Annotated in this window: 7 protein-coding genes and 5 pseudogenes; 1 reads left to right on the top strand and 11 read right to left on the bottom strand. The window is 42.4% G+C overall.

The window, feature by feature from the left end; all coding sequences use genetic code 11:
* Position 1: 1 nt before the first annotated feature.
* A pseudogene (locus NMK50_RS03200) lies at positions 2 to 1,802 on the bottom strand (ShlB/FhaC/HecB family hemolysin secretion/activation protein).
* A gap of 841 nt (positions 1,803 to 2,643) precedes the next feature.
* Between NMK50_RS03200 and NMK50_RS03195 the strand changes: the two are divergent.
* Positions 2,644 to 2,898: pseudogene (locus NMK50_RS03195) on the top strand (type ISP restriction/modification enzyme); the annotation flags it as partial.
* 1,438 nt (positions 2,899 to 4,336) lie between these two features.
* Here NMK50_RS03195 and NMK50_RS03190 read toward each other — a convergent pair.
* The 10 genes and pseudogenes from NMK50_RS03190 to NMK50_RS03145 all read right to left on the bottom strand — a co-directional run bounded on the left by NMK50_RS03190 (position 4,337) and on the right by NMK50_RS03145 (position 23,693).
* Entirely contained in the window at positions 4,337 to 6,865 is a 2,529-nt protein-coding gene (locus NMK50_RS03190) for a DUF6990 domain-containing protein (RefSeq protein WP_254770849.1), read from the bottom strand.
* A gap of 936 nt (positions 6,866 to 7,801) precedes the next feature.
* A pseudogene (locus NMK50_RS03185) lies at positions 7,802 to 8,920 on the bottom strand (DUF637 domain-containing protein); the annotation flags it as partial.
* 152 nt (positions 8,921 to 9,072) lie between these two features.
* A complete protein-coding gene (locus tag NMK50_RS03180; protein WP_254770848.1) occupies positions 9,073 to 9,651 on the bottom strand; it encodes an SMI1/KNR4 family protein in 579 nt (192 codons plus the stop codon).
* Between the two features lie 105 nt (positions 9,652 to 9,756).
* Positions 9,757 to 10,221: an SMI1/KNR4 family protein gene (locus NMK50_RS03175; RefSeq protein WP_254770847.1), complete on the bottom strand. Its 465-nt coding sequence runs from the start codon at positions 10,219 to 10,221 to the stop codon at positions 9,757 to 9,759.
* Positions 10,218 to 12,158, bottom strand: a pseudogene (locus NMK50_RS03170) (DUF637 domain-containing protein); the annotation flags it as partial. The pseudogene NMK50_RS03170 and the gene NMK50_RS03175, both read right to left, overlap by 4 nt.
* 152 nt (positions 12,159 to 12,310) lie before the next feature.
* The gene (locus NMK50_RS03165; protein WP_254770846.1) at positions 12,311 to 12,910 is read right to left on the bottom strand and encodes an SMI1/KNR4 family protein; all 600 of its coding nucleotides are present in this window, start codon (positions 12,908 to 12,910) and stop codon (positions 12,311 to 12,313) included.
* A gap of 61 nt (positions 12,911 to 12,971) precedes the next feature.
* A pseudogene (locus NMK50_RS03160) lies at positions 12,972 to 14,960 on the bottom strand (DUF637 domain-containing protein); the annotation flags it as partial.
* A 152-nt stretch (positions 14,961 to 15,112) separates the two neighbouring features.
* Entirely contained in the window at positions 15,113 to 15,700 is a 588-nt protein-coding gene (locus tag NMK50_RS03155; protein ID WP_254770845.1) for an SMI1/KNR4 family protein, read from the bottom strand.
* Positions 15,697 to 16,167 carry an SMI1/KNR4 family protein gene (locus NMK50_RS03150; protein ID WP_254770844.1) on the bottom strand — a complete coding sequence of 157 codons (471 nt, stop codon included), beginning with the start codon at positions 16,165 to 16,167 and terminating at the stop codon, positions 15,697 to 15,699. The genes NMK50_RS03155 and NMK50_RS03150 overlap by 4 nt, the downstream gene beginning before the upstream one ends.
* A 17-nt stretch (positions 16,168 to 16,184) precedes the next feature.
* Complete coding sequence (locus NMK50_RS03145; RefSeq protein ID WP_254770843.1) at positions 16,185 to 23,693, bottom strand: two-partner secretion domain-containing protein; 7,509 nt, start codon at positions 23,691 to 23,693, stop codon at positions 16,185 to 16,187.
* Between the last annotated feature and the right edge of the window lie 15 nt (positions 23,694 to 23,708).

The raw sequence follows: 23,708 nt of genomic DNA, 5'->3' as shown, positions 1-23,708 counted from the left end.
TTTAAAGACTCACTGTCATCGTCACAAAAACCGTGCCCGACTTGTTGTGTTTTACGGTGCTCCACAAAATATTCGAATAGCTTGCATCAAGAGAGACAATTCCCCCCACAAGCTTGACCCCTGTTGTCCAACCAGCAAGCTGTTCACTCTTCAAGCCATAACACGCTTGTGAAAAAATACGCCCATAGTCCAAACCAACATAAGGACGAAGTTCACCAAAAATCTTTTGCAAAGAAGCATTATTGCTCCAAGGCACTGCACGCAAAGACAAATCATTGCGGCTGAAAAAACCGTTATTGCCAAAGAGCAAACTCTCACGCGTACCCCGCACATTGGAAGCACCCCCCAAGGAAATCTGCTCCGCACCCAATAAATTATGCGGGGAATATTGCCCTACCAAAAGAGTGTTGAGGATAAAGTCCAATCCCCCCACCTTAAAGGGTGTCATCGTACTCAGTGTGCCTGTAAATTTTGTAAATTGAGGCTCCCCATCCCCTGCACCTGCTTGATGCTTCTTGACAGAATGAAACAAACCAAGCCCTTGCAAATAATTGATATCAAATGTCCAAGTCCCACCAAACATCTGGCGCGAATGCGAAACACCAATATTGGCAACACTGTATTGCCGGCTGCCCACCTCAATCTTATTGCCAAGCAGATAATTGTTGGTTCTTTTATAAGAAAGACCCCAATTTAACGTCGTTAACGAAAGACCATCACGATCAATCACTCTGCTCACATTGCCGTGCAATTCACTGGAATTGCCCGTCGTCTCAATCTCTGTAAAATTGCCCTTAATAATGCTCAGGTAATCATAAACAGAACCATGCAAAGAAAATGTCCAATAACCGTAAGGGACACTCACACTTGCCGAAAAATTATTGCTATGCCCCTCTTGTTTGCTCTCACCCCAATAATCTGTTGCACTGCGTTGATAGTTAAAATCCCACGCATCATTAATCTGCAAAAGATTTTCAACCTTTATCCCCGCACTATAACGCGCATAGCCCGTCGAGGCTTGGTCCCAAATTGTCATGGCTAACAGTCATACTTAAAGTGTGACCAGGATGATGGCTAATATTGACAATGGTGCTGCCCTCTTCACGACCAGGTAAAAGTTCACTTTTAGCATGCGCTGAATGAAGCCTGTTGATCTGATCAAGGCCCTGTTCAATATCGCGCATATTGAGAATGTGCCCTTTAAGGCCAGGAAAAGCACTCCACACAATATTGTTATAAGCAGAAGCCGGAAAACCATTATAATAGATCTCTGAAAGTTGCCCCTCATCAACAACAAATTTGAGAGTTTTGCTGCTTTTGATATCCTGATCGGGAATATAAAAACGCGCCGTCACATAGCCTTTCTCTAAATAAAGCTTGGTGAGCTGTTTCATCAATCCCTGAATATCAGAAAGCCCAAGACATCGCCCAACATAAGGATTCGTCACGGTTGCGATGCTGCGCTTTTTGAGATGATGCACACCCTCAACAGCAATATGATGAATGGCAAAACACGGTCCCCCACCCAACAGCGCGCCTTGCTCTCTTTCAGAAGAAGAGGTCATTCCTTTGGGCGTTAAAGCCCGCAAACTCTCTATCTTCTCTAATCTTTGCTGCTCAGCCTGTTGACGTGAAAAAACATCTGCTGGAGACTGGAAAACAGCCGAAGAGCGCGCCAAAACTCCCCTTCCACCACAAAACATGCAAAAGAAGATAAAAACGATTAGAAAAAGCCTTAAGCGATAAGTTTGACGTAAATATCCAAAAAACAATGAAAGACGCCCCCACTTTTGGTCATCCAGTAAAGCGCTCTTTAAAAACGCTTCATAAATATTTGAAAATTTTGAGCAAAAAAGTACATGCGTTCGCATCCAGAGATATCAGCATCTCAATACAATTGGCACCAAAACCTTGCCTGATTTTAATTTTGTGAAAATCTCTCCCCCACGCTTTTATCATGTACTTCTTAACCAAAACTGTTCGGAGTGTCAATCTTTAATGCTCCCTATCCCCATCAATAAAAAAGCGCGTGCTTTTAAAGATCTTCAAAACAATTTTGCAAAATTCTTTTCAATGGCATTCTGTTCGCTCACCTCTCTGCAAAGCGAATGATCACAATTCTATTGAAATAAGAGTTTTGCCTCTTTTGTTAGTTTTGTCTGTTGATTTACCCCCTCCCATTTAAAAAAGTTGAGAGAGAAAATAAAAATATTCTATTTCAATAGGTTAGCATTTTATACACTTTTGCAATCCAATACATAAAAGCAATGTGAACAAAATAGACAATCAGTGACTTGAGTTTTGTTTGTTTTGTCAATTTTTATCGGTAAATTTAACAAATAATTGTTATGTTTTTTAGAGGTAATAAAATACTTCAAAATAACCATTTTGATCACTTAAAATACGGTTCAAATTTGTCTTTATTGTCGCAAAAACGAATAGCAAATTTCATTACTTTGCTGTTTATAGGCTGTTTATAATTGCATCTTGGTAAATTTTTTTGAAGCAATTGATAGATTTTCGCGCCATTTTGGTTTATTGGGCACTCGATATTTGTTCTAAATGTATTTATAAAACGCCATTGCAATTCTTTTCGATTGTTAATGAGTCAATGTCATAAGCAATGGAATTGCTCTATACCTCATGCAAGATATTCCTCTTGAAGCTTATAACTATATTGTAAATGGTAAATCTACTCTTGAATGGGTTATGGGGCGTCAATGTGTAAAAAATGATAAAAAGAGTGGCATTGTTAATAATACCAATCGCTATACTATTGAAACAATTGGAAACCCTGCTTATCCATTGGAATTGTTTCAAAGGGTTATTACGGTAAGTTTAGAAACAATGAAGATTGTTAAAAACCTACCTGAATTAGAAATTAAAGATGATAAATAAAGCTTTTAAGATACACTAATTACAAGAGGTATAGATCTTAAAACCATAATCTATACTCTCTTATTAGGTTACTTACCTATAGTCTTAAAAGGAAAGATTTACCATGCGATACTCTAAAAAAAGAAGCCTTGCACTTTTAGACACTCTCATCTTGGTTGCTTTAAGGCTTTTAAGAAGTTCTATCTTAAATAGAATGAGATTTTTTTTACATTGCTTTTAAAAGATTATATCGCAATCTCAAATGATGTCTTTCATATCTTTCAAAAACTCTCTTTAAAGAGAATTATGCGTATTAATAGGTTGTATTTATCAATAGAGATTGTTTTTTGAACAATTGATAAAATGTAATATATTGAAAAATAATGTTTTTTATCTTTTTAGTGTTTTTTTCTTTAAGACACAAAGTTTCAAAACTCAAAACCCCCTTTAAATCTCTAAGTTACTCTTTATAACATGCCTCATAATCACGAGCTGTCTTTTGAAGGCTTTAAAGATTCATATGCCCTCTTATAAAACAGGATTTAAACACGCACTTTAATCATAACAATTGTTTGTTAAATTTACTGACAAAAATTGACAAAAACAGACAAAATGCGTGTCATTAATTGTCTATCTTACTCACATTGCTTTTATGCATGAAATTGCAAAATTTTGAAAAATACTAACATATTGAAATAGAATATTTTTATTTTTTCTCTCAATTTTTTAATAGATGGGGGGATAAATCAACAGACAAAACTAACAAAAGAGACAAAAGCCCATTAAAAGGTATTTTGATAAGGATATAAGAATTCGAAATGTTTTCATAACAAATCAAAACCGCATGATCATATTATCCTTTATGAGAATGATATGCTCTCTATAGAGAATGAATAAAAACAATAGTGCAACCCCGTAAAAGAGATCTTGAATTTGCTTAGCATACTGAAAAAACTTTATTTTTCAAAATTTTTACATTCCATAATAAATAGAGAAAAACTTTTGAACAAATAGATCATTGACGATTGATAGTTGGAAGGATTCTCGCCTGAGAAACAATTATAAAATCCTCGCCTGCATGAATTAAGAGATTGTCGCCATCTTTCTCTTCAAGTTTAGATCATCACCTCTAAACTCTTGCATAGCATTCAGTGAAAGAACATCGCTGTTATTGAAATCTGCACCACCCTCTACTTTCTTAGCCTCAGCTCCGTCAGTAATGAGGTTGTTTTTTCCCAAGGATAATGATATTATCGCCGCTATTGCGTTCACTCAACTGGTGAGGAAAAATTTTAACTCTCCCTCATCTTCTCTAAAATCTCTAAAACCTTTTCGATATTTTTTAAAAATACTATTTCTTGTCTTTTTTTCCGATAAACTGAGTGATCTTCTCTTTCCAAGAGTGGGATGGCTGCTCCTTACTGGAAACTTTTCGTTGATCATCAAGCTTTTCTGCTACCTATTTAATCAAAGCGTAGCTGAGTTGTTTGCTTCCTTTTACTTCTTTGGCTAAAATCAGTGCACGTTCAAGATGGGTTTGGTTGATGTTCTCATCAAAGCCTAGATGATCTCCTGTCAAAAAGCTTTGTTGATAAGACTGTAAGCTTTCAATATCACCCAATAAAGCAAGGGCACCAATATGAAGCAAGCCATAATGCGCATCGGTTTTTTCATTTACATTGCTTACTTCCCAAGACGCAGTACCATAGTGAGAGCGGAGTTCTTCATGAAGATCAATGGCGTTTACCGCCCATTCTAATGCATCATCAAGTGCCTGCTTTAATCGATCCGCACTCACCTCTGCTTCAAAGATTTCCAATCCCTTGGCTTCAAAATTAAGGTTTAAATCCGGTAAATCTTCAGAATGAGTAGGATCAATGACTTTGCAAGCAGCGGCAAGTATGCCGGTACTAATTAAAAAGGCGCTATCAAATTGCGGGTAATCTTTAGCAACTTCGTCGTTATAAAGAATATCAACTTCACGATCGGCCAATTGATAGCTCGCCATATAATCGTCTTCATTGATTTTCTTAACTGACCAATTCAAGCTTTTCAAAAGTGCCGTTGCACTTTCCATGGTAAGACGATCATCATTATCATCCACTTCATCCACCTCCTCATTCTCAGCAACAGATGCTGTCTTGGAGACAAGAGTCGTTGTTTGTGGATCAAGGGATAAAATCGGAGCATTTTTTGGAAAACCGGTCCGATAACGCCGTGCAAGAGTAAGGACGTTATCAATAATATGTGCTATGTTTTCCCTTATCAAATCTGAAAAGTTTTTATCCTTCAAACTTTCCTTATAAAATTTGAGTTTTTCAACATCCCCAATAAGAATAAGTGCAATAAGGTGTAACTTCGCAAAATCATATTCACTGTCTGGGGACAAAGCCGCATAATCATAAATGATTTGATTGACATTTTGCCGATCAGCCCATTCAAGAACATCCGCACAAATTTGTTTCAGCTTGCCTTCATCCAATTCAGTACTAGAAACAGCATAAACTTCTTCTGATTCTTTAAGAACGGTATATTGGGGAGTATTGATGAAAATAGATCGATAAGCTGTAGAAAAACCAAGTGTTGAAAGAGAAACCTTGAAGGTAACAAGTGGTGTCTCTCCTTTTTTATCAAGGTCGTACACTATATTAATGATACGATCTTTCTTTATAAAATAAGCATTGCGATCATAGTCCTTATCGCGATAAACTGTCCACCCCATCCTTTTTAAGTCTTCAGAAACTATATTAAGAAAAGACAAATCTTGCAAACTAAGACGATCATCTATGGCTTTTCGCTCATTAAGGATTTTCAGATATTCTTCAGCAAATTGAACGGCCTGGTTAATATATCTCTCTACTTCTCTGTCATCCAAATGTTCAGAAATCGTACCTGTTTCTAAAAAGTTTTGATAAGATTTCAGCACATCAATTTGACCTGTCAATGATAAACAAGCCAAATGCCAGACTATATCTATATAGTAACTATATTTTTGGATAAGCGTTTTGCTTTCTATTGATGCTTGTAAATCTTGGGCGCGTGCCCATTGTATTATCCGCTCAGAGATTTTGATAAGCTCTTGCTCATTTAATGTCTCTACACAAATATCAATGCCTTTACCAAAACCACTAAAAATCCCCCCCCCAATCGTATTAAAAGAATCATAAAGCCCAGTAGGAGAAACACACCAATATTCCCTACTATAGTGAATACAATTGCAAGCGACAGAAATCATTTCATTAGATATCTCAGCTTCAATACGGACATTGTAATTATCATGAAGACGTATAAAACCAAAATCAAATTGAATAAAACGATCCGGCAAAACCAACCACATTTTCCCAGGCTCCGTTGCAAACCACCCTTGTGTTTTGAGAATGCGCATTGCTGCTGTGAGGCTTATCGAGCGCTGTTTCGGCTTCTTGCGCGTTAGAATATCGTCTAATTCCCCATTTTTATAGGCCTGTGCAAAAAAAAGCAGGCGATCATCCGATGTCATTGTTTTATAGTTAGCAAATTCTGGAACAGGTAGTTTTGGAGTAGATCTATCACTCATTAAAGCCTCCATATCACCAAGTAATGCTTGTGCAACGGCAGAATGATTAATAGCTTCCTCGCACAACTTTTTTTCAATATCCTGTGCTTGCGCCCATGCAATCACTTTGTTTAAAGCGGTTGTGATATGGCTTTCGGAAAGATCTGGGGCTTTAACATTAAAATCCTCCTTCGCGTAAAACAGCACATCTTCATATTTACGCTGTGATTTTTCACCTCTAGAATATTCCCAAGCAAGACAATAAGCAGCGGTGGTGAGATCAGCCGAAAGCAAAAACTCTTTACCTCTCTCTCCATAATTTTTTACACCATAACCAATACCGACAATACGATCGGGAAGATGATAATGCGCAAAAGTATCCCCCACGTTATCACGATAAGGCTCCCACCCCTGTCTTTTTAAAATCTCTGTGACATCTTTGGTTTGCATCATGACTCACTTTCCTTGTGCAAGAAGCTCTGTTAAACGGCTCGGATGACGAATAACTTCGTATTTTATCGGTCTCCTCCACGGCTTGCCCAGTTGTTCTTTCGACCAATTTTTCTTAAAATTATCCAGTTGTTTCTGAGTTGGTTTTTCTCTTTCTATAAATTTTTCGAGTTCTTCTTGATATTTATTTAGATTTTCTTTGTTTTTCTCAAGGAATTTTAAAACAACATCTCCTGTTGGTTGTGCATCTCCTGTTTTATACTCCTTTTCCAAAATCTTTTGGTTTTCGGTTAGACCAGCATTACCCGTTTTTACCTCAACAATTTTTAATTCACCATTCTCTATATATATAATATCAGGACGGGATCTGACTGCAACATTCTTTGTCCCTCCTTTACCATCAGGTCTCTCAACTATTTTTTGAAACGATGCTTCTTGCGTACACGTTGTGCATCCTGCTTCCTGTAATTTTTGCATTTCTTCTGTACGCTTTCCGTCATGATGCTCCTTATTTTTTTCGAGTGTTTCACGATTGCTATTGCTTTTTGAAGGCTTTTTAGAAATTTTACCCTTGGCACTGTTTTCATTGCCAATTTTTCCGAGTGTTTGAGAAACTTCGATACCTACTTTTGCAGCCGTTGTTTCAGCCTTAACAGCAAGTTTGTTAAGAGCCTTTTCGGTCAGCTTGCCAATAAGCTTCACACCACCCTTGACCAACCCAGCACCTCCCGCCACTAGAGATGCTGCTTCAGTCAATAGTTTCCCAAGTTCAACTCCAGCATGAAACGATCCGCTAATTCCCGCTCTTTGATATTCCTCCTCTAAATAATTAATACGCTCTAGATAAGACTGCTTTATTGTTTCTGTAACATTTCCACTCGTTACTAGAGATTTAAGTGCTTCCAAAGTCTCTATGGGATGGCGCACCATTTGCCAAAAACCTTGAGCCGTCTCATATAATTCAGCGGGTGCACCAGCAACCACACCTACCGAAAAAAACACATCTTGTTGGTCATCAATCTCGAGCCATTTTTCTTCAACGTCTCTTCGGCACCACTTATCTGGACACTCCTCTAACTCCTTCTTCTTCTGTGCTTGTTGAGCGCTGCTGAGGTAGTTGTTTTCCGCGGCATTTCCTGCCGCATCGGCACCGCTATTCACATCACCACCAGCAAGGCCCACAGCAAAGCCTCCCGCAGCCCGTGCAACATTAATGGTGTTGTCTCTAAAGGAAGCAAATTCAGCATCAATCCTTGCCGTGATGCGGGCTTGTTCTTCAGGGGTTGGTGTGCGACCCTTCAGGTCGCCCATTTCCTCTTTTACAATGCCCTTCACCCACAGTTTAAACTGGAGCATTGCGGTAGCTTCACCCACAGCGCCGCCCACGGCTCCAGAAGAGCAAGCACCGTTTGCAATAGCGCCCTTTAAGCAACCAAGACCAGCATGGGCAACAATCTGGGTGACCGTGTCAATCTTTCCTTCAGCCTTGGCTGTGCCAATTTCTTCTGCCAATGTCTTGCCAACCGTATCAGACAGAGCAGTGCGCAGATTGGTAAAAAAGTTCTTCTCAGGAGAGCCACCTTCAAGAACCGTTTGCACACCCGCGCCAATGGAGGCTTTGATCAGATTCTTTTCTGCTTCATGGGCAATCCGCTCTGCAAAAGGAGCCGTTTTGGGCAAAGTTTGACCAACCCCTGCCATGTCTGTCAATTGGCTGGTCAAACCCGCTGTCACCATCGAAGAGACAATGCTGAGGAGTGTCTTGGAAGAGCCAAGCTCATGCAATGCGGCGGCAATATCACCACGATTATTGACAAGCGCTACAGCGCTTTTATTGATCAGAGCTTGCACACCGGCTTGCATCGCCGCATTCATGGCGGTGTTAGAACCAACACCCAAAGCACTGGTCATGGCACCAGCAGCTATGGAAGCAGCACCAGCTGTCACTGCTGTCACAACCAAGGCCACCAAAGCCGCACCAGCTTCTGTCAGACCTTGGGATTTATAATCCCAGTGTTTAAATTCAGATTTAAAAGAGTGCCAAGAAACTTGTTTGGATCAATGCGATCAAGGAGAGAATAAAAGACATGCGTCTCCCTATTTCATCACGATAGAGGTCTCTGCCACGTTTTTTATCTTTGTTGCTTCTTTGGTCTGCATAAGGTTTCTCTTTGCAACCAATTGTACAAAATATACTAAGTTATAGGTTTTCAGGAATTGTCCCTCCTCCATATTTTTTTCCAAAAACGCTTGTAAAAAGGGAGAGGTTGCGGATGGGGTGTTTTCTCCATCTTTGCAATCGGTTGATCACCATCAGGTATCTCAGTTCCCACGCTTTCTTTAATTCTTTTGCAAAGAAATTCATAAAAATTACTGGCGTAATATTCGCACTCTTCATCCGCAAACATGACATAGAGTGGGCATTCACCATCCTGAAACTGCGTATAATCAAAATAAAAGGTTTCACCAAAATCAGTTCTACTCACGACCAGCTGTTTTGGTGTTACAAAACCACGTTTTCTATCATTTAAGTTTTGGAAAACAATATCACCAGCAGGAATACCTACAGGATTCTCATAAAGACTATAGATTTCATCACCTCCAATATCACCACCTTTACAATGTTTTAAAAAAGCTTTGTAAGACGTTGTGAATTGTAAACCGAGAGCTTTCTCCGCCTTTTCAATCACGAGATCATCAACCGCCTTTTCTTCAGAACAAAAATTGACAATATCACCTTCATATTTATCAACTAATTCTCTGACATCATCTAAGGTATAGGTTTTCATCGACGATCCCCTTAAAAGTGATTAACAATTCTTGCATTTTTGAAAACAAAAAAGGGGGGCGGTTTTAACAGTGTATTTCAAAAGGAAACTGCCCGACAAAAAGCGTTATTCCAAATTAGCTATAATTCTTTTACAAAGGAATTCATAGAAGTTATTTGCGTAATACTCTGAATCTCCAGATGCAATTTCAATATAGAGTGGGCATTCGCCATCCCGAAATTGAGAATAATCAAAATAAAATGACTCATCCAAATCATTTGTACAAACGACGAGCCGCTGTGGTTTTGCTAAACCATTTTTTATATCCGTCAAATGGTTGTAAACAATATCATCACTACGTGCAATCTCAAAGTCTATAAGATAAACGCTCATTATTTCTTCATAACCAATTTCTCCTCCTCCGTAATTTTTTAAAAAACTCTTGTAGGAAGTTGTAAACTGCAAACCGAGAGTTTTCTCTGCTTTTTCAATTAGTACATCATCAACTCCATCATCAGCAGTACCAAAATTGATACGATCGCTATACTTATCAACTAATTGTGCAACATCGGATAAATTATAAGTTTTCATGGACTTTTCTCCGTTAAATTATTTTTTTCATACTCTATATACCCCTTCGCCCGTTCCTTCCAATACTCCTCTCTCCACTGACCAAACATATCTCTATCAATAGCCGATTCCATCGTATTGGGATTAATATGAATAATGGAAGTATGCTTTTTATGGAATGTTCTGCTGACCTCTGCTATAGGGCCATCTGGCGTTTGCAGCATGTGATGCAACTCTACAGACCTACCATCAAAGCCTATAGGGGCTTTTCCTGCTTTCATCCTTTCAATATTTGTACCTGTCACTTTTTTCTTGTTGGCTGTCCACTCAGAAATTCTATTAGGATCGAACAGATCATCTCTTTGATAAACTTTGTTTTTTTGAGTAATTTTCTCTCCCTTGTAAGTCATTCCAAACTCAACCTCAATGGGATCAGCTGACCAGAATTTTCTTTCCTGCCCCAAATATTGAGTTGCAATAGCTTCATCGCTCATCTTTCCGAGTGTTTGAGAAACTTCGCTACCTACTTTTGCAGCCGTTGTTTCAGCCTTAACAGCAAGTTTGTTAAGAGCCTTTTCGGTAAGCTTGCCAATAAGCTTCACACCACCCTTGGCTAGCCCAGCACCTCCCGCCACTAGAGATGCTGCTTCAGTCAATAGTTTCCCAAGTTCAACTCCAGCATGAAACGATCCGCTAATTCCCGCTCTTTGATATTCCTCCTCTAAATAATTAATACGCTCTAGATAAGACTGCTTTATTGTTTCTGTAACATTTCCACTCGTTACTAGAGATTTAAGTGCTTCCAAAGTCTCTATGGGATGGCGCACCATTTGCCAAAAACCTTGAGCCGTCTCATATAATTCAGCGGGTGCACCAGCAACCACACCTACCGAAAAAAACACATCTTGTTGGTCATCAATCTCGAGCCATTTTTCTTCAACGTCTCTTCGGCACCACTTATCTGGACACTCCTCTAACTCCTTCTTCTTCTGTGCTTGTTGAGCGCTGCTGAGGTAGTTGTTTTCCGCGGCATTTCCTGCCGCATCAGCACCGCTATTCACATCACCACCAGCAAGACCCACAGCAAAGCCTCCCGCAGCCCGTGCAACATTAATGGTGTTGTCTCTAAAGGAAGCAAATTCAGCATCAATCCTTGCCGTGATGCGGGCTTGTTCTTCAGGGGTTGGTGTGCGACCCTTCAGGTCGCCCATTTCCTCTTTTACAATGCCCTTCACCCACAGTTTAAACTGGAGCATTGCGGTGGCTTCCCCCACAGCGCCGCCCACGGCTCCAGAAGAGCAAGCACCGTTTGCAATAGCGCCCTTTAAGCAACCAAGACCAGCATGGGCAACAATCTGGGTGACCGTGTCAATCTTTCCTTCAGCCTTGGCCGTGCCAATTTCTTCTGCCAATGTCTTGCCAACCGTATCAGACAGAGCAGTGCGCAGATTGGTAAAAAAGTTCTTCTCAAGAGAGCCACCTTCAAGAACCGTTTGCACACCCGCGCCAATGGAGGCTTTGATCAGGTTCTTTTCTGCTTCATGGGCAATCCGCTCTGCAAAAGGAGCCGTTTTGGGCAAAGATTGACCAACCCCTGCCATATCTGTCAATTGGCTGGTCAAACCTGCTGTCACCATCGAAGAGACAATGCTGAGGAGTGTCTTGGAAGAGCTAAGCTCATGCAATGCGGCGGCAATATCACCACGATTATTGACAAGCGCTACAGCGCTTTTATTGATCAGAGCTTGCACACCGGCTTGCATCGCCGCATTCATGGCGGTGTTAGAACCAACACCCAAAGCACTGGTCATGGCACCAGCAGCTGTGGAAGCAGCACCAGCTGTCACTGCTGTCACAACCAAGGCCACCAAAGCCGCACCGGCTTCTGTCAGACCTTGGGATTTATAATCCCAGTGTTTAAACTCAGATTTAAAAGAGTGCCAAGAAACTTGTTTGGATCAATGCGATCAAGGAGAGAATAAAAGACATGCGTCTCCCTATTTCATCACGATGGAGGTCTCTGCCACGTTTTTTATCTTTGTTGCTTCTTTGGTCTGCATAAGGTTTCTCTTTGCAACCAATTGTACAAAATATACTAAGTTATAGGTTTTCAGGAATTGTCCCTCCGCCATAGTTTTTTCCAAAAACGCTTGTAAAAAGGGAGAGGTTGCGGAGGGGGTGTTTTCTCCACCTTTGCAATCGGTTGATCACCATCAGGTATCTCAGTTCCCACGCTTTCTTTAATTCTTTTGCACAAGAATTCATAAAAATTACTGGCGTAATATTCGCAATCTTCAGATGGAAGCCTGACATAAAGTGGGCATTCGCCATCCCGAAACTGCGTATAATCAAAGTAAAAAGTCTCACCAAAATCTGTTCTGCTAACGAAAAGCTGCTCTGGTGTCACAAAACCACGTTCTCTATTGAGTAAGTTTCGGTAAACAATATCACCAGCAGGAATACCTTCCCCACAATCTCCATAAATGCTAAAAATTTCATCACCCCCAATTTCTCCTCCTCCATATTTCTTTAAAAAAACTTTGTAAGAGGATGTGAATTGCAAACCCAAAGCTTTCTCCGCCTTTTCAATCTGTAAATCATCTGTTTCATTCTCTTCATCATCTTCACTACCTAAATTGATAATATCACCATCATATTTATTCACTTTATCAATTAATACTGCAACATCAGCTAAGGTGTAGGTTTTCATCGATCATTCTCCATACGTTATTCTATAAGTTTCTTTTTGCTCTTTTTCAATTAACCGCAGCTTATCTCTGCTCCTTCACCTGTCCCCATTTTCCAAAATCTATCCCTATAATACTCCATTTCATATCAATCATTCCTCCTAAATTATTGTTTTTTTGTTCTCTATACCCTTGAACGCGTTCCTTCCAATATTCCTCCCTCCATTTTTCAAACTTTGATCTCTCTATAAGTGATTGATGTGTTTTGGAAGGAACATGAATCACGGAAGTATATTTATTATGAAATTCATTACTAATTTCTGCTATAGGACCTTCATGCGTTTGCTTCAGGTGATGCAACTCAACAGGCTCACCATCAAAACCAATAGGTGCTCTTCCTGTTTTCATTCTTTCAATATTAGTGCCCCACACGTCTTTCTTGTTTACTCTCCATTTAACCCTTTGGTTAGGATCAAACAGATCGTTTCTCTGATAGATTTTGTTTGTCTGACCAAATTTGCTATCGGTAAATTGAGTGGGTTTTTCTTTTAACCAAAGTTTTTTGTCTTTAGCAGCAAGTTTGGTTAGGCCTTTCTTCGCAGCATATTTGGCAGGATCTGCCTGAGCAGCAAGTTTGGCAAGGTTTTTCTTGGCAGCAAATTGAGCAAAATCTTTCCGAGCTATAAACTTGATCAGAACCTTTTCGCCAAGCTTCACGCCTCCTTTGACCAACCCAGCACCTCCCGCCACTAGAGATGCTGCTTCAGTCAATAGTTTCCCAAGTTCAACTCCAGCATGAAACGATCCGCTAATTCCCGCTCTTTGATATTCCTCCTCTAAATAATTAATACGCTCTAGATAAGACTGCTTTATTGTTTCTGTAACATTTCCACTCGTTACTAGAGATTTAAGTGCTTCCAAAGTCTCTATGGGATGGCGCACCATTTGCCAAAAACCTTGAGCCGTCTCATATAATTCAGCGGGTGCACCAGCAACCACACCTACCGAAAAAAACACATCTTGTTGGTCATCAATCTCGAGCCATTTTTCTTCAACGTCTCTTCGGCACCACTTATCTGGACACTCCTCTAACTCCTTCTTCTTCTGTGCTTGTTGAGCGCTGCTGAGGTAGTTGTTTTCCGCGGCATTTCCTGCAGCATCGGCACCGCTATTCACATCACCACCAGCAAGACCCGCAGCAAAGCCTCCCGCAGCCCGTGCAACATTAATGGTGTTGTCTCTAAAGGAAGCAAATTCAGCATCAATCCTTGCCGTGATGCGGGCTTGTTCTTCAGGAGTTGGTGTGCGACCCTTCAGGTCGCCCATTTCCTCTTTTACAATGCCCTTCACCCACAGTTTAAACTGGAGCATTGCGGTAGCTTCACCCACAGCGCCGCCCACGGCTCCAGAAGAGCAAGCACCGTTTGCAATAGCGCCCTTTAAGCAACCAAGACCAGCATGGGCAACAATCTGAGTGACCGTGTCGATCTTTCCTTCAGCCTTGGCCGTGCCAATTTCTTCCGCCAATGTCTTGCCAACCGTATCAGACAGAGCAGTGCGCAGATTGGTAAAAAAGTTCTTCTCAAGAGAGCCACCTTCAAGAACCGTTTGCACACCCGCGCCAATGGAGGCTTTGATCAGGTTCTTTTCTGCTTCATGGGCAATCCGCTCTGCAAAAGGAGCCGTTTTGGGCAAAGATTGACCAACCCCTGCCATATCTGTCAATTGGCTGGTCAAACCTGCTGTCACCATCGAAGAGACAATGCTGAGGAGTGTCTTGGAAGAGCTAAGCTCATGCAATGCGGCGGCAATATCACCACGATTATTGACAAGCGCTACAGCGCTTTTATTGATCAGCGCTTGCACACCGGCTTGCATCGCCGCATTCATGGCGGTGTTAGAACCAACACCCAAAGCACTGGTCATGGCACCAGCAGCTGTGGAAGCAGCACCAGCTGTCACTGCTGTCACAACCAAGGCCACCAAAGCCGCACCAGCTTCTGTCAGACCTTGGGATTTATAATCCCAGTGTTTAAACTCAGATTTAAAAGAGTGCCAAGAAACTTGTTTGGATCAATGCGATCAAGGAGAGGATAAAAGGCATACGTCTCCCTATTTCATCACGATAGAGGTCTCTGCCACGTTTTTTATCTTTGTTGCTTCTTTGGTCTGCATAAGGTTTCTCTTTGCAACCAATTGTACAATATCATCTGAGGTCTAGGTTTTTAGGAATTACCTCGCCGCCATAGTTTTTTCCAAAAACGCTTGTAAAAAGGGAGAGGTTGCGGATGGGGTGTTTGCTCAGTCTTTTCATGCCCTGTCTCATCACCCACATAGACCTGTTCTATATCCTCTCCTGCATGCACTTTGATTCTTTTGCACAAGAATTCATAAAAATTACTGGCGTAATATTCGCACTCCTCATCCGCAAACCTGACATAGAGTGGGCATTCACCATCCCGAAACTGCGTGTAATCAAAATAAAAGGTTTCATCAAGATCATAACTCACAACGAGTTGTTCTGGTGTTACAAAGCCATCTTTTCTATCATTTAAGTTTTGGAAAACAATATCACCACCAGGAATATCTGCTCCACATTCCTTGTAAAGACTATAGATTTCTTCACCTCCAATTTCTCCTCCTACATACTTTTTTAAAAAACTCTTATAAGACGATGTAAATTGCAAACCGAGAGCTTTTTCAGCTTTTTCAATCAGTAGATCATCAGCCACATTTTCTTCAGTACGAAAATTGATAATATCATTATATTTATCAACTAATTCTCTGACATCATCTAAGGTATAGGTTTTCATGAATCCTCCCCTGCATGCTCCTTAATTCTTTTGCATAAAAATTCATAAAAATTACTGGCATAGTACTCTGAATCTCCAGATGGAATTCTGATATAAAGTGGGCATTCACCATCCCGAAACTGAGTGTAATCAAAGTAAAATATTTCACCAAAATCATTTTTACTGACAACAAGCTGCTGTGGTTTTGCTAAACCATTTTTTATATCGTTTAAATTGCGATAAACAATATCACCAGCAGGAATACCTACATAATCCCCATAAATGCTAAAGATCTCTTCATAACCAATTTCTCCTCCTCCATAATTTTTTAAAAAACTTTTATAAGAAGATGTAAATTGCAAACCAAGGGTTTTTTCAGCTTTTTCGATCAATATATCATCAGGCGCATCTTCTGCTGTACCGAAATCAACTTTATCACTATATTTATCAATTAGTTGTGCAACATCAGTTAAAGTATAAATTTTCATAATTTTTTCTCCATAAATTATTGTTGTTTTAGCCTCATTTTTTCTTCTATAACCTTAGCACGGTTTTTCCAATATTTTGGTCTCCATATATCAAACATGTCTCTATCAATAAGCGATTTTTCTGTTTTAGGATAAATATGAATAACAGAAGTGTATTTTTGATGAAACGTTTTCCTAATCTCTGCGATAGGGCTATCTTGTATTTGCAACATATGATGCAACTGTATAGGATCACCATCAAAGCCAATAGGTGCTCTTCCTGTTTTCATTCTATCAATATTGGTACCCCATACTTTTTTCCCTCCTTGTCTCCAAGAAACAATCTGGTTAGGATCGAACAGATCATCTCTTTGATAAACTTTGTTTTTTTGAGTAATTTTCTCTCCCTTGTAAGTCATTCCAAACTCAACCTCAATGGGATCCGCTGACCAGAATTTTCTTTCCTGCCCCAAATATTGAGTTGCAATAGCTTCATCACTCATCTTTCCGAGTGCTTGAGAAACTTCGCTACCTACTTTTGCAGCCGTTGTTTCAGCCTTAACAGCAAGTTTGTTAAGAGCCTTTTCGGTCAGCTTGCCAATAAGCTTCACACCACCCTTGGCTAGCCCAGCACCTCCCGCCACTAGAGATGCTGCTTCAGTCAATAGTTTCCCAAGTTCAACTCCAGCATGAAACGATCCGCTAATTCCCGCTCTTTGATATTCCTCCTCTAAATAATTAATACGCTCTAGATAAGATTGCTTTATTGTTTCTGTAACATTTCCACTCGTTACTAGAGATTTAAGTGCTTCCAAAGTCTCTATGGGATGGCGCACCATTTGCCAAAAACCTTGAGCCGTCTCATATAATTCAGCGGGTGCACCAGCAACCACACCTACCGAAAAAAACACATCTTGTTGGTCATCAATCTCGAGCCATTTTTCTTCAACGTCTCTTCGGCACCACTTATCTGGACACTCCTCTAACTCCTTCTTCTTCTGTGCTTGTTGAGCGCTGCTGAGGTAGTTGTTTTCCGCGGCATTTCCTGCAGCATCGGCACCGCTATTCACATCACCACCAGCAAGACCCGCAGCAAAGCCTCCCGCAGCCCGTGCAACATTAATGGTGTTGTCTCTAAAGGAAGCAAATTCAGCATCAATCCTTGCCGTGATGCGGGCTTGTTCTTCAGGGGTTGGTGTGCGACCCTTCAGCTCCCCCATTTCCTCTTTTACAATGCCCTTCACCCACAGTTTAAACTGGAGCATTGCGGTGGCTTCGCCCACAGCGCCGCCCACGGCCCCAGAGGAGCAAACACCGTTTGCAATAGCGCCCTTTAAGCAACCAAGACCAGCATGGGCAACAATCTGAGTGACCGTGTCAATCTTTCCTTCAGCCTTGGCCGTGCCAATTTCTTCTGCCAATGTCTTGCCAACCGTATCAGACAGAGCAGTGCGCAGATTGGTAAAAAAGTTCTTCTCAAGAGAGCCACCTTCAAGAACCGTTTGCACACCCGCGCCAATGGAGGCTTTGATCAGGTTCTTTTCTGCTTCATGGGCAATCCGCTCTGCAAAAGGAGCCGTTTTGGGCAAAGATTGACCAACCCCTGCCATATCTGTCAATTGGCTGGTCAAACCCGCTGTCACCATCGAAGAGACAATGCTGAGGAGTGTCTTGGAAGAGCCAAGCTCATGCAATGCGGCGGCAATATCACCACGATTATTGACAAGCGCTACAGCGCTTTTATTGATCAGCGCTTGCACACCGGCTTGCATCGCCGCATTCATGGCGGTGTTAGAACCAACACCCAAAGCACTGGTCATGGCACCAGCAGCTGTGGAAGCAGCACCAGCTGTCACTGCTGTCACAACCAAGGCCACCAAAGCCGCACCAGCTTCTGTCAGACCTTGGGATTTATAATCCCAGTGTTTAAACTCAGCCTTAACTGCTTGCCAATCCACTTGTTTGGCTAAAAGGGGATCATCACGCAGTTGCTTAATCCATGCCATCCCCGGCGAGCGAGACAATTGTTCAAGGGATTTGTCTAAATCACCCGTTGCCTTATATTCGGCAACAATGCCATTGCCTGCTTCAATCTTAACACCACCCCCAGCTTCCATGGTGACATGTTTGATGATCTCCTCAAAGTAACCTTTGTCACTCTCACTCCACCAAACCAAATTTTCATTACGCTGATAAATCTCCTCAAAGTCTTGATCTTTGTTGGTCAGAAGCTTGATCTTACCCTTCTCTGCAACAAGATGCGTTTGACCACCACTGGACAACCCAGACGCAGCAAAGGTGAGGTCACCGTTTTGCGCAGAGATTGAGAGATTGCCACCAGCCTCTGCTGTGGTTTTGTTTGTGGTCACTTGTGTGGATTGTTGACGAAACTTATTCTTTTGCTTCGATTTATCACCTTCTTTGCCCCTAAGGTCTAAATCAAAACTGCTCAAATCTTGCACTGAAGTCATACTCAGAGCACCACCACTGTCAAAACGCGCATCGCCCTTTGCTTGAGCCTTCACCCCATCCATGGTGAGGTCGCCATTCGTAACAATGGTAAGATCATCTCCACTGTTGAGTTCACTCAACTGATGCGTCCTGCTTTGCGCATCATAATGGCCTTTTTCCAATGTCTGCTTGTGTTCACCCTCTAGCGCCAAGGCACTAAAGTTAGCAGAACCATCGACAATCATTGTCATCGGACCGCCACTGGTAAACTCCCCTCCTTCAACGCTCAAATCGCCAAGGCTGTGGATGTTTAAGTGATGATCAGAGAGGATTTGTCCCTTCTGCCCCGCCCGATCAACAAAACCATATTCATTATTCTCACGGATTTTAGCCGTTCCATTGGCTATGCTCTGAGCAGTAAGTGTGATGATATCACCATGAACAACACCGGAATAATTGGCTAAAAAATCATCACTGGTGAGCTCTAGAGACCCAGAAGCATCTAAAAATCCACCATCATTGAACAAACTTTTCTTGGTCGTGACATGCAATGCATCGTGACTGACTACAGCACCACTATTGGTAAGGCTGTTTGCATTGAAGCTGACCCCTTTTCCCTTTAGGCGAGCACTGGCAAGGTTTCCTTGTTGGGATCTTTGTGTTCCTTCAACACCCTGTGTAAGAGACGAGGTTGGCGCTAAATAAACCCGCGGTACCAAAACCTCTTGTCCATTCTTCTCAATTGTCTCAAGCCAGATGATATCCTTTTGCAATCCAGCAATCTGCTTTTGCGTTAAGGGTTTTCCTAGCTCTAACCCCAAGGGACCTTGCTGCTCGACAGCATTGTCATAAAGCCTTTGCATTTGGGCATTGGGATCTTCAACCTCAAGCAGAGTGTGATTGCCGGTCAACTCAAAGATTTGCTCCCCCACCAAGCGATATTCAAAATAAGCATCCCCTAGCCTTTTAAACGCTTGTTCAGGCTTATAATTGCCAATCTTTTTTAAGTAGTAGTCAGACCCTAAAAATTTGCTGGGATTAATAAAATCTGGGCGTGTTTCGACCACAAACGACACTTGCGGGGTTTGCGTGCCACTCAACTCTGTTTTGACAGAACGAAGCCCCTCTTGTGTAGGCACCTGTATGAATTGTGCTGCTGGTGTTTGCGGGCTTGGAACAAAAAGTGCTTTGTGCCCCGTCAAACCCTTGATAATGCCCTCCAACCGGTCCTTGCTGATCAGTGGTTTTGAACTATCAAAATCGGTATTTTTAACGCCAGCCAAACTTTTATCACCAGAGCTTAAACCAACTTGGCCTGCCCCCTCACGCACCGCATGATTGTTAAGAGTGCCTGTCACCTTTGCATCAAGAGTGCCACCTGCTTCTATCGTGCCGTAAAAAGTATCATAGGTGCGTGTATTTATGGCTGTATTCGTAATACTCCCTAAATCTGTGATACCGCCCCAAGAACAGCCCCCATTGGCAACAGTACAATGTTTGCGTCTGCGGTGTGTTGTTGTTACAATTTTGGTTGTTTCAATTAAATCATACCCTTCATTGAGCAGGCTATCACCCTGCATCGCAATATTGCCATTGGCGGCAATAAAACTATAGCTATTGCTGATATCACCAGCATGAACTGTTAAATGACGCCCTACCAAAATCTGTGCTGCGTTATTGGTAAAATGAGGCTGCTGACGAATAATGGTGGTCTTCACATCTTCCTTGATCTGGTGGTGCTTAACATTCGTTCCTTCCCAATGTCCTCGCTTGTAACTGTGACCAACCACCTTGTCAGTTACCTTAACCCCACCTTCACGCATATTGGTAAGTGAAGAGACATTAAAAATCATATCACCGGAGACGGCTTCTAAAAGCCCAGAACTGTTGATCACAGAACCAGCCCACTCTCCACTTAAACCACGCACAGTGAAACTGTCTTCGGCAATGACATCACCAAATTTATTGAGGAATGTTCCATCCAAGGAGAGTATTGCTGACTTATTGGCGTAAATCAGCCCACTATTGCTGATATCCCCTGTCACATTGAGGGTAACGCCATCACCACTCGAACCCATGCTACCAGCATTGCTCAAGGCAGCGACAGTTATAACAAAAGCACCACCACTTTTGAGAACCCCACCTTTCCCATTTAAAAGCAGACCACCCTGCTCCCATAACGGATCATGATTTTCTGCGACAAGCGTCAAGGAATCCTTGGCTAAAAGCTGACCGGAATTTGTTAAAGAACCAAGTTGTGCTTCAATAACACCACCCACCATGGTACCGGTATTGCTTAAAACACCATGGCTTTTGAGGGTAAGCGTGCCACCTTGGGCTTCCATATGCCCTGCTTGGTTTAGTGTCTTCGCTTTAAGGACAACAGCATAGGCAGCAACCTCACTTGGTTCTTCCATTGTTAATGTGCCATTACTGGAGAGCTCTATCCCCTTTTGCGAAACAATCCGTCCGCTCTGTAGCAGATCCTTTCCTGCTTCAAGAGTGATTGCACCATTGCTTGCAATCAAACCGCTATTGATCAGCGCACCATGGCTGGTCAGTTGAAGATCACCACTCTCACTTTCCACAATGCCAGCCTGCGCTATCCTGTCGGCAACAACACTGGTAGCACCTTGCGTAGAGATCAGACTGTCACGATTCTCAAAAGCACCAACATCTATCAGTAAACCACCACGTGCTAAGATGTAGGCTGCCTCCCCCTCATCGAGTCTAGCGCTCTGTTGCTCTTGCAATGTTGCATCTTGTCGGGATGGATCAGCTGATTTTGCACTTTTATTGGTTAAAGAAGTTGCGACAAGTTTCATCTTGCCGGTAAAGCTGTTCAAGACTCCCTCTTCATTAACCACATGCCCAGCACGTTCTCTCTTCAACCCACCAAGGGTGAGATCTTCTTCAGCAATTATCTTGCCATGCTTGTTGGTTAAAGCACCATCCACAGCAAGCGTTGTGGATTTTTTGCCATAGATCAGCCCACTATTGTTGACATCACCCTCCACATTGAGGGCAACACTCTCACCACTGGAGCCCATGCTACCGGCATTGGTTAAGTGTCCTGCTGATAAAACAAAAGCGCCACCACTTTGCAAAACGGCTTCAGAGGCATTTTTAACAAAGGCTTTTTGCGCCCCAGGCCCTTCCTTGGCACGGATCGTCAGTTGCATAGCATTGTGAGCAATCAACAAACCTTGATTGGTCAAAGCACCAGCATGGACATCAACGCTATCACCGCGCATTGTGCCGCTATTGATGACCCCATCACGCATTTGAAGGGTTAATGTGCCCTCTTGCGCTTCCATAACCCCCGCTTGGGTAAGAGCATCAACGTTCATAGCAATATCATGACTTAAAATTGCACTCTCTTGTCCGGTTGTCAGCATGCCGCCCGCTGTCAAGGAAACCTTCTGGAGACTGACAATCGCACCGGTGTGATTGAGAGCGTCATGGGCTTTAAGCGTGACCTCCCCATTAGACGAGACAGTCCCTTCTTGAAGAAGATCACCACTATGCGCATAAAGGTCAATTTTTTGCTCTGCTCCTAATTTGGCGCGAGAAGACAATTGTGCGGCTTCCATCAAAAGAAAACCGCCAGCACTATAATGACCACCCCCTACGCTGAGAGCCTCATCGGCTCTCAAGACAATATTCCCGCTCGCACCAATATGGTTGTTGAAAGCATGGATGTGATTGCTTTTAATGGTCATATCACCAAGGGAAGAGATCCCTGTTTGCCCATTGTCTTTTATACGCGAAAAATCAATATTTGCTGCTTGGATCTCTAAAAGACCACCGGCGGCTATCCGTCCATTCCCCGCCTCAAGTCTTCCTGCCTTGAGGTGTAAAGAACCCGTCGCTGACTGTGTGCCATCATTGTCAATGCCACTCGCCAACAAAGTATCCGATTTAAGGGCAATAGTAGAAGCCTGCACATCAACAGCATCCTTTGCCGCAACGCGAGCATGCTCTGCCAGTTCAACATGCTTCGAAGCTTTTAGCTCAACCGCCTGTTCTGAAAAAACCAGATCTTTCACATGCACACTGTCATGATGAGAATGCGCTTTGACAGATCCTTTAGCACGTGCTTTGGCAAACACCAGCTTGCCATCACTGGTCAACTTCATGGCGCCGGCATTGGCTGCCATATTGCCCAGCATCTTGACGCCCGCACCTTTATCATTGGCAAGAACCCGGATCTGCCCCGCATACATGCCACCAAACGCGCTGGAATCGATTGCCAATTCCATCTCTTTGCCATCAGAACCAAGTGACGTTGCTTCTCGCTTCCCATAATCAAAATGATTATGCCCTGCTATAACCGCCAATTCCCCTTTGACTTGAATGGGTCCCTCTATACGGATCTTGCGCGAAACAAGATCAAAAATATCCAATGAACTTCCATCAACCCCATGCGCACCTATGGTGATGTTACCACCTTCAACACGCAAACCACTCAAAGAACCATCAGCCCCAATAATCGGCTGCCCAGTCGATAAGGTCACCCGTGGTGTGTTGATAAAACCGCAACCATTACAGGTCAGTCCATTGGGATTAGCGATAATCACATCTGCCGCTTGCCCATGAACTTCCGTCATCCCTTCAAGACGCGAGCGATTGGCGCTCACCACTTCATTGAGAATAACCTTTGCTGCCCCAACACCGCGTAAATTGCCGTTACCAGGCACCAATCCCCCACGCTGTGAACGCGAAACCTCTTTGGTGGAATTGTTTAAAATCACACCATGGGCATCAACATTAAAAGTGTCATATTTATTATGAGAAAGACCGTGTCCATTGGGACGCGCAATATCAATCAGCGGCACACCATTGCCTGCTACGCCCACCGTTGGGCGGAAAACAGAGCCAACCCCATCAGCCGCTTTAATCCCTTGGTTCTCTTGCCCAACAGGGCCTTGCGTGCCAAGCGCTTGTGCTTGCAATAAAAATGGCTGAAAGGCCAAGCAAAAGCTTAAAACCAGAGAAAGCCCCTTGTGCGCCCCTTTCTGCAAAATACCAAGAGCATGCTGCCCGAGCTTGGCTTCATATCCCAATTTATGCTGTTGATCCTTCAATCCCCGCATCTTTCACTCCTCATC

The organism is Bartonella harrusi, from assembly GCF_024297065.1.
GTDB lineage: Bacteria > Pseudomonadota > Alphaproteobacteria > Rhizobiales > Rhizobiaceae > Bartonella > Bartonella harrusi.
The sequence above is the reverse complement of the archived record's forward strand: the minus strand, read 5'-3'. Positions and strand labels throughout refer to the sequence as shown.

Excerpts from the sequence above, each read along its gene's own strand:
- NMK50_RS03150 (WP_254770844.1), bottom strand. The coding sequence starts at position 16,167 with ATGAAAATTTATACTTTAACTGATGTTGCACAACTAATTGATAAATAT.
- NMK50_RS03190 (WP_254770849.1), bottom strand. The coding sequence starts at position 6,865 with ATGATGCAAACCAAAGATGTCACAGAGATTTTAAAAAGACAGGGGTGG.
- NMK50_RS03180 (WP_254770848.1), bottom strand. The coding sequence starts at position 9,651 with ATGAAAACCTATACCTTAGATGATGTCAGAGAATTAGTTGATAAATAT.
- NMK50_RS03155 (WP_254770845.1), bottom strand. The coding sequence starts at position 15,700 with ATGAAAACCTATACCTTAGATGATGTCAGAGAATTAGTTGATAAATAT.
- NMK50_RS03165 (WP_254770846.1), bottom strand. The coding sequence starts at position 12,910 with ATGAAAACCTACACCTTAGCTGATGTTGCAGTATTAATTGATAAAGTG.
- NMK50_RS03145 (WP_254770843.1), bottom strand. The coding sequence starts at position 23,693 with ATGCGGGGATTGAAGGATCAACAGCATAAATTGGGATATGAAGCCAAG.
- NMK50_RS03175 (WP_254770847.1), bottom strand. The coding sequence starts at position 10,221 with ATGAAAACTTATAATTTATCCGATGTTGCACAATTAGTTGATAAGTAT.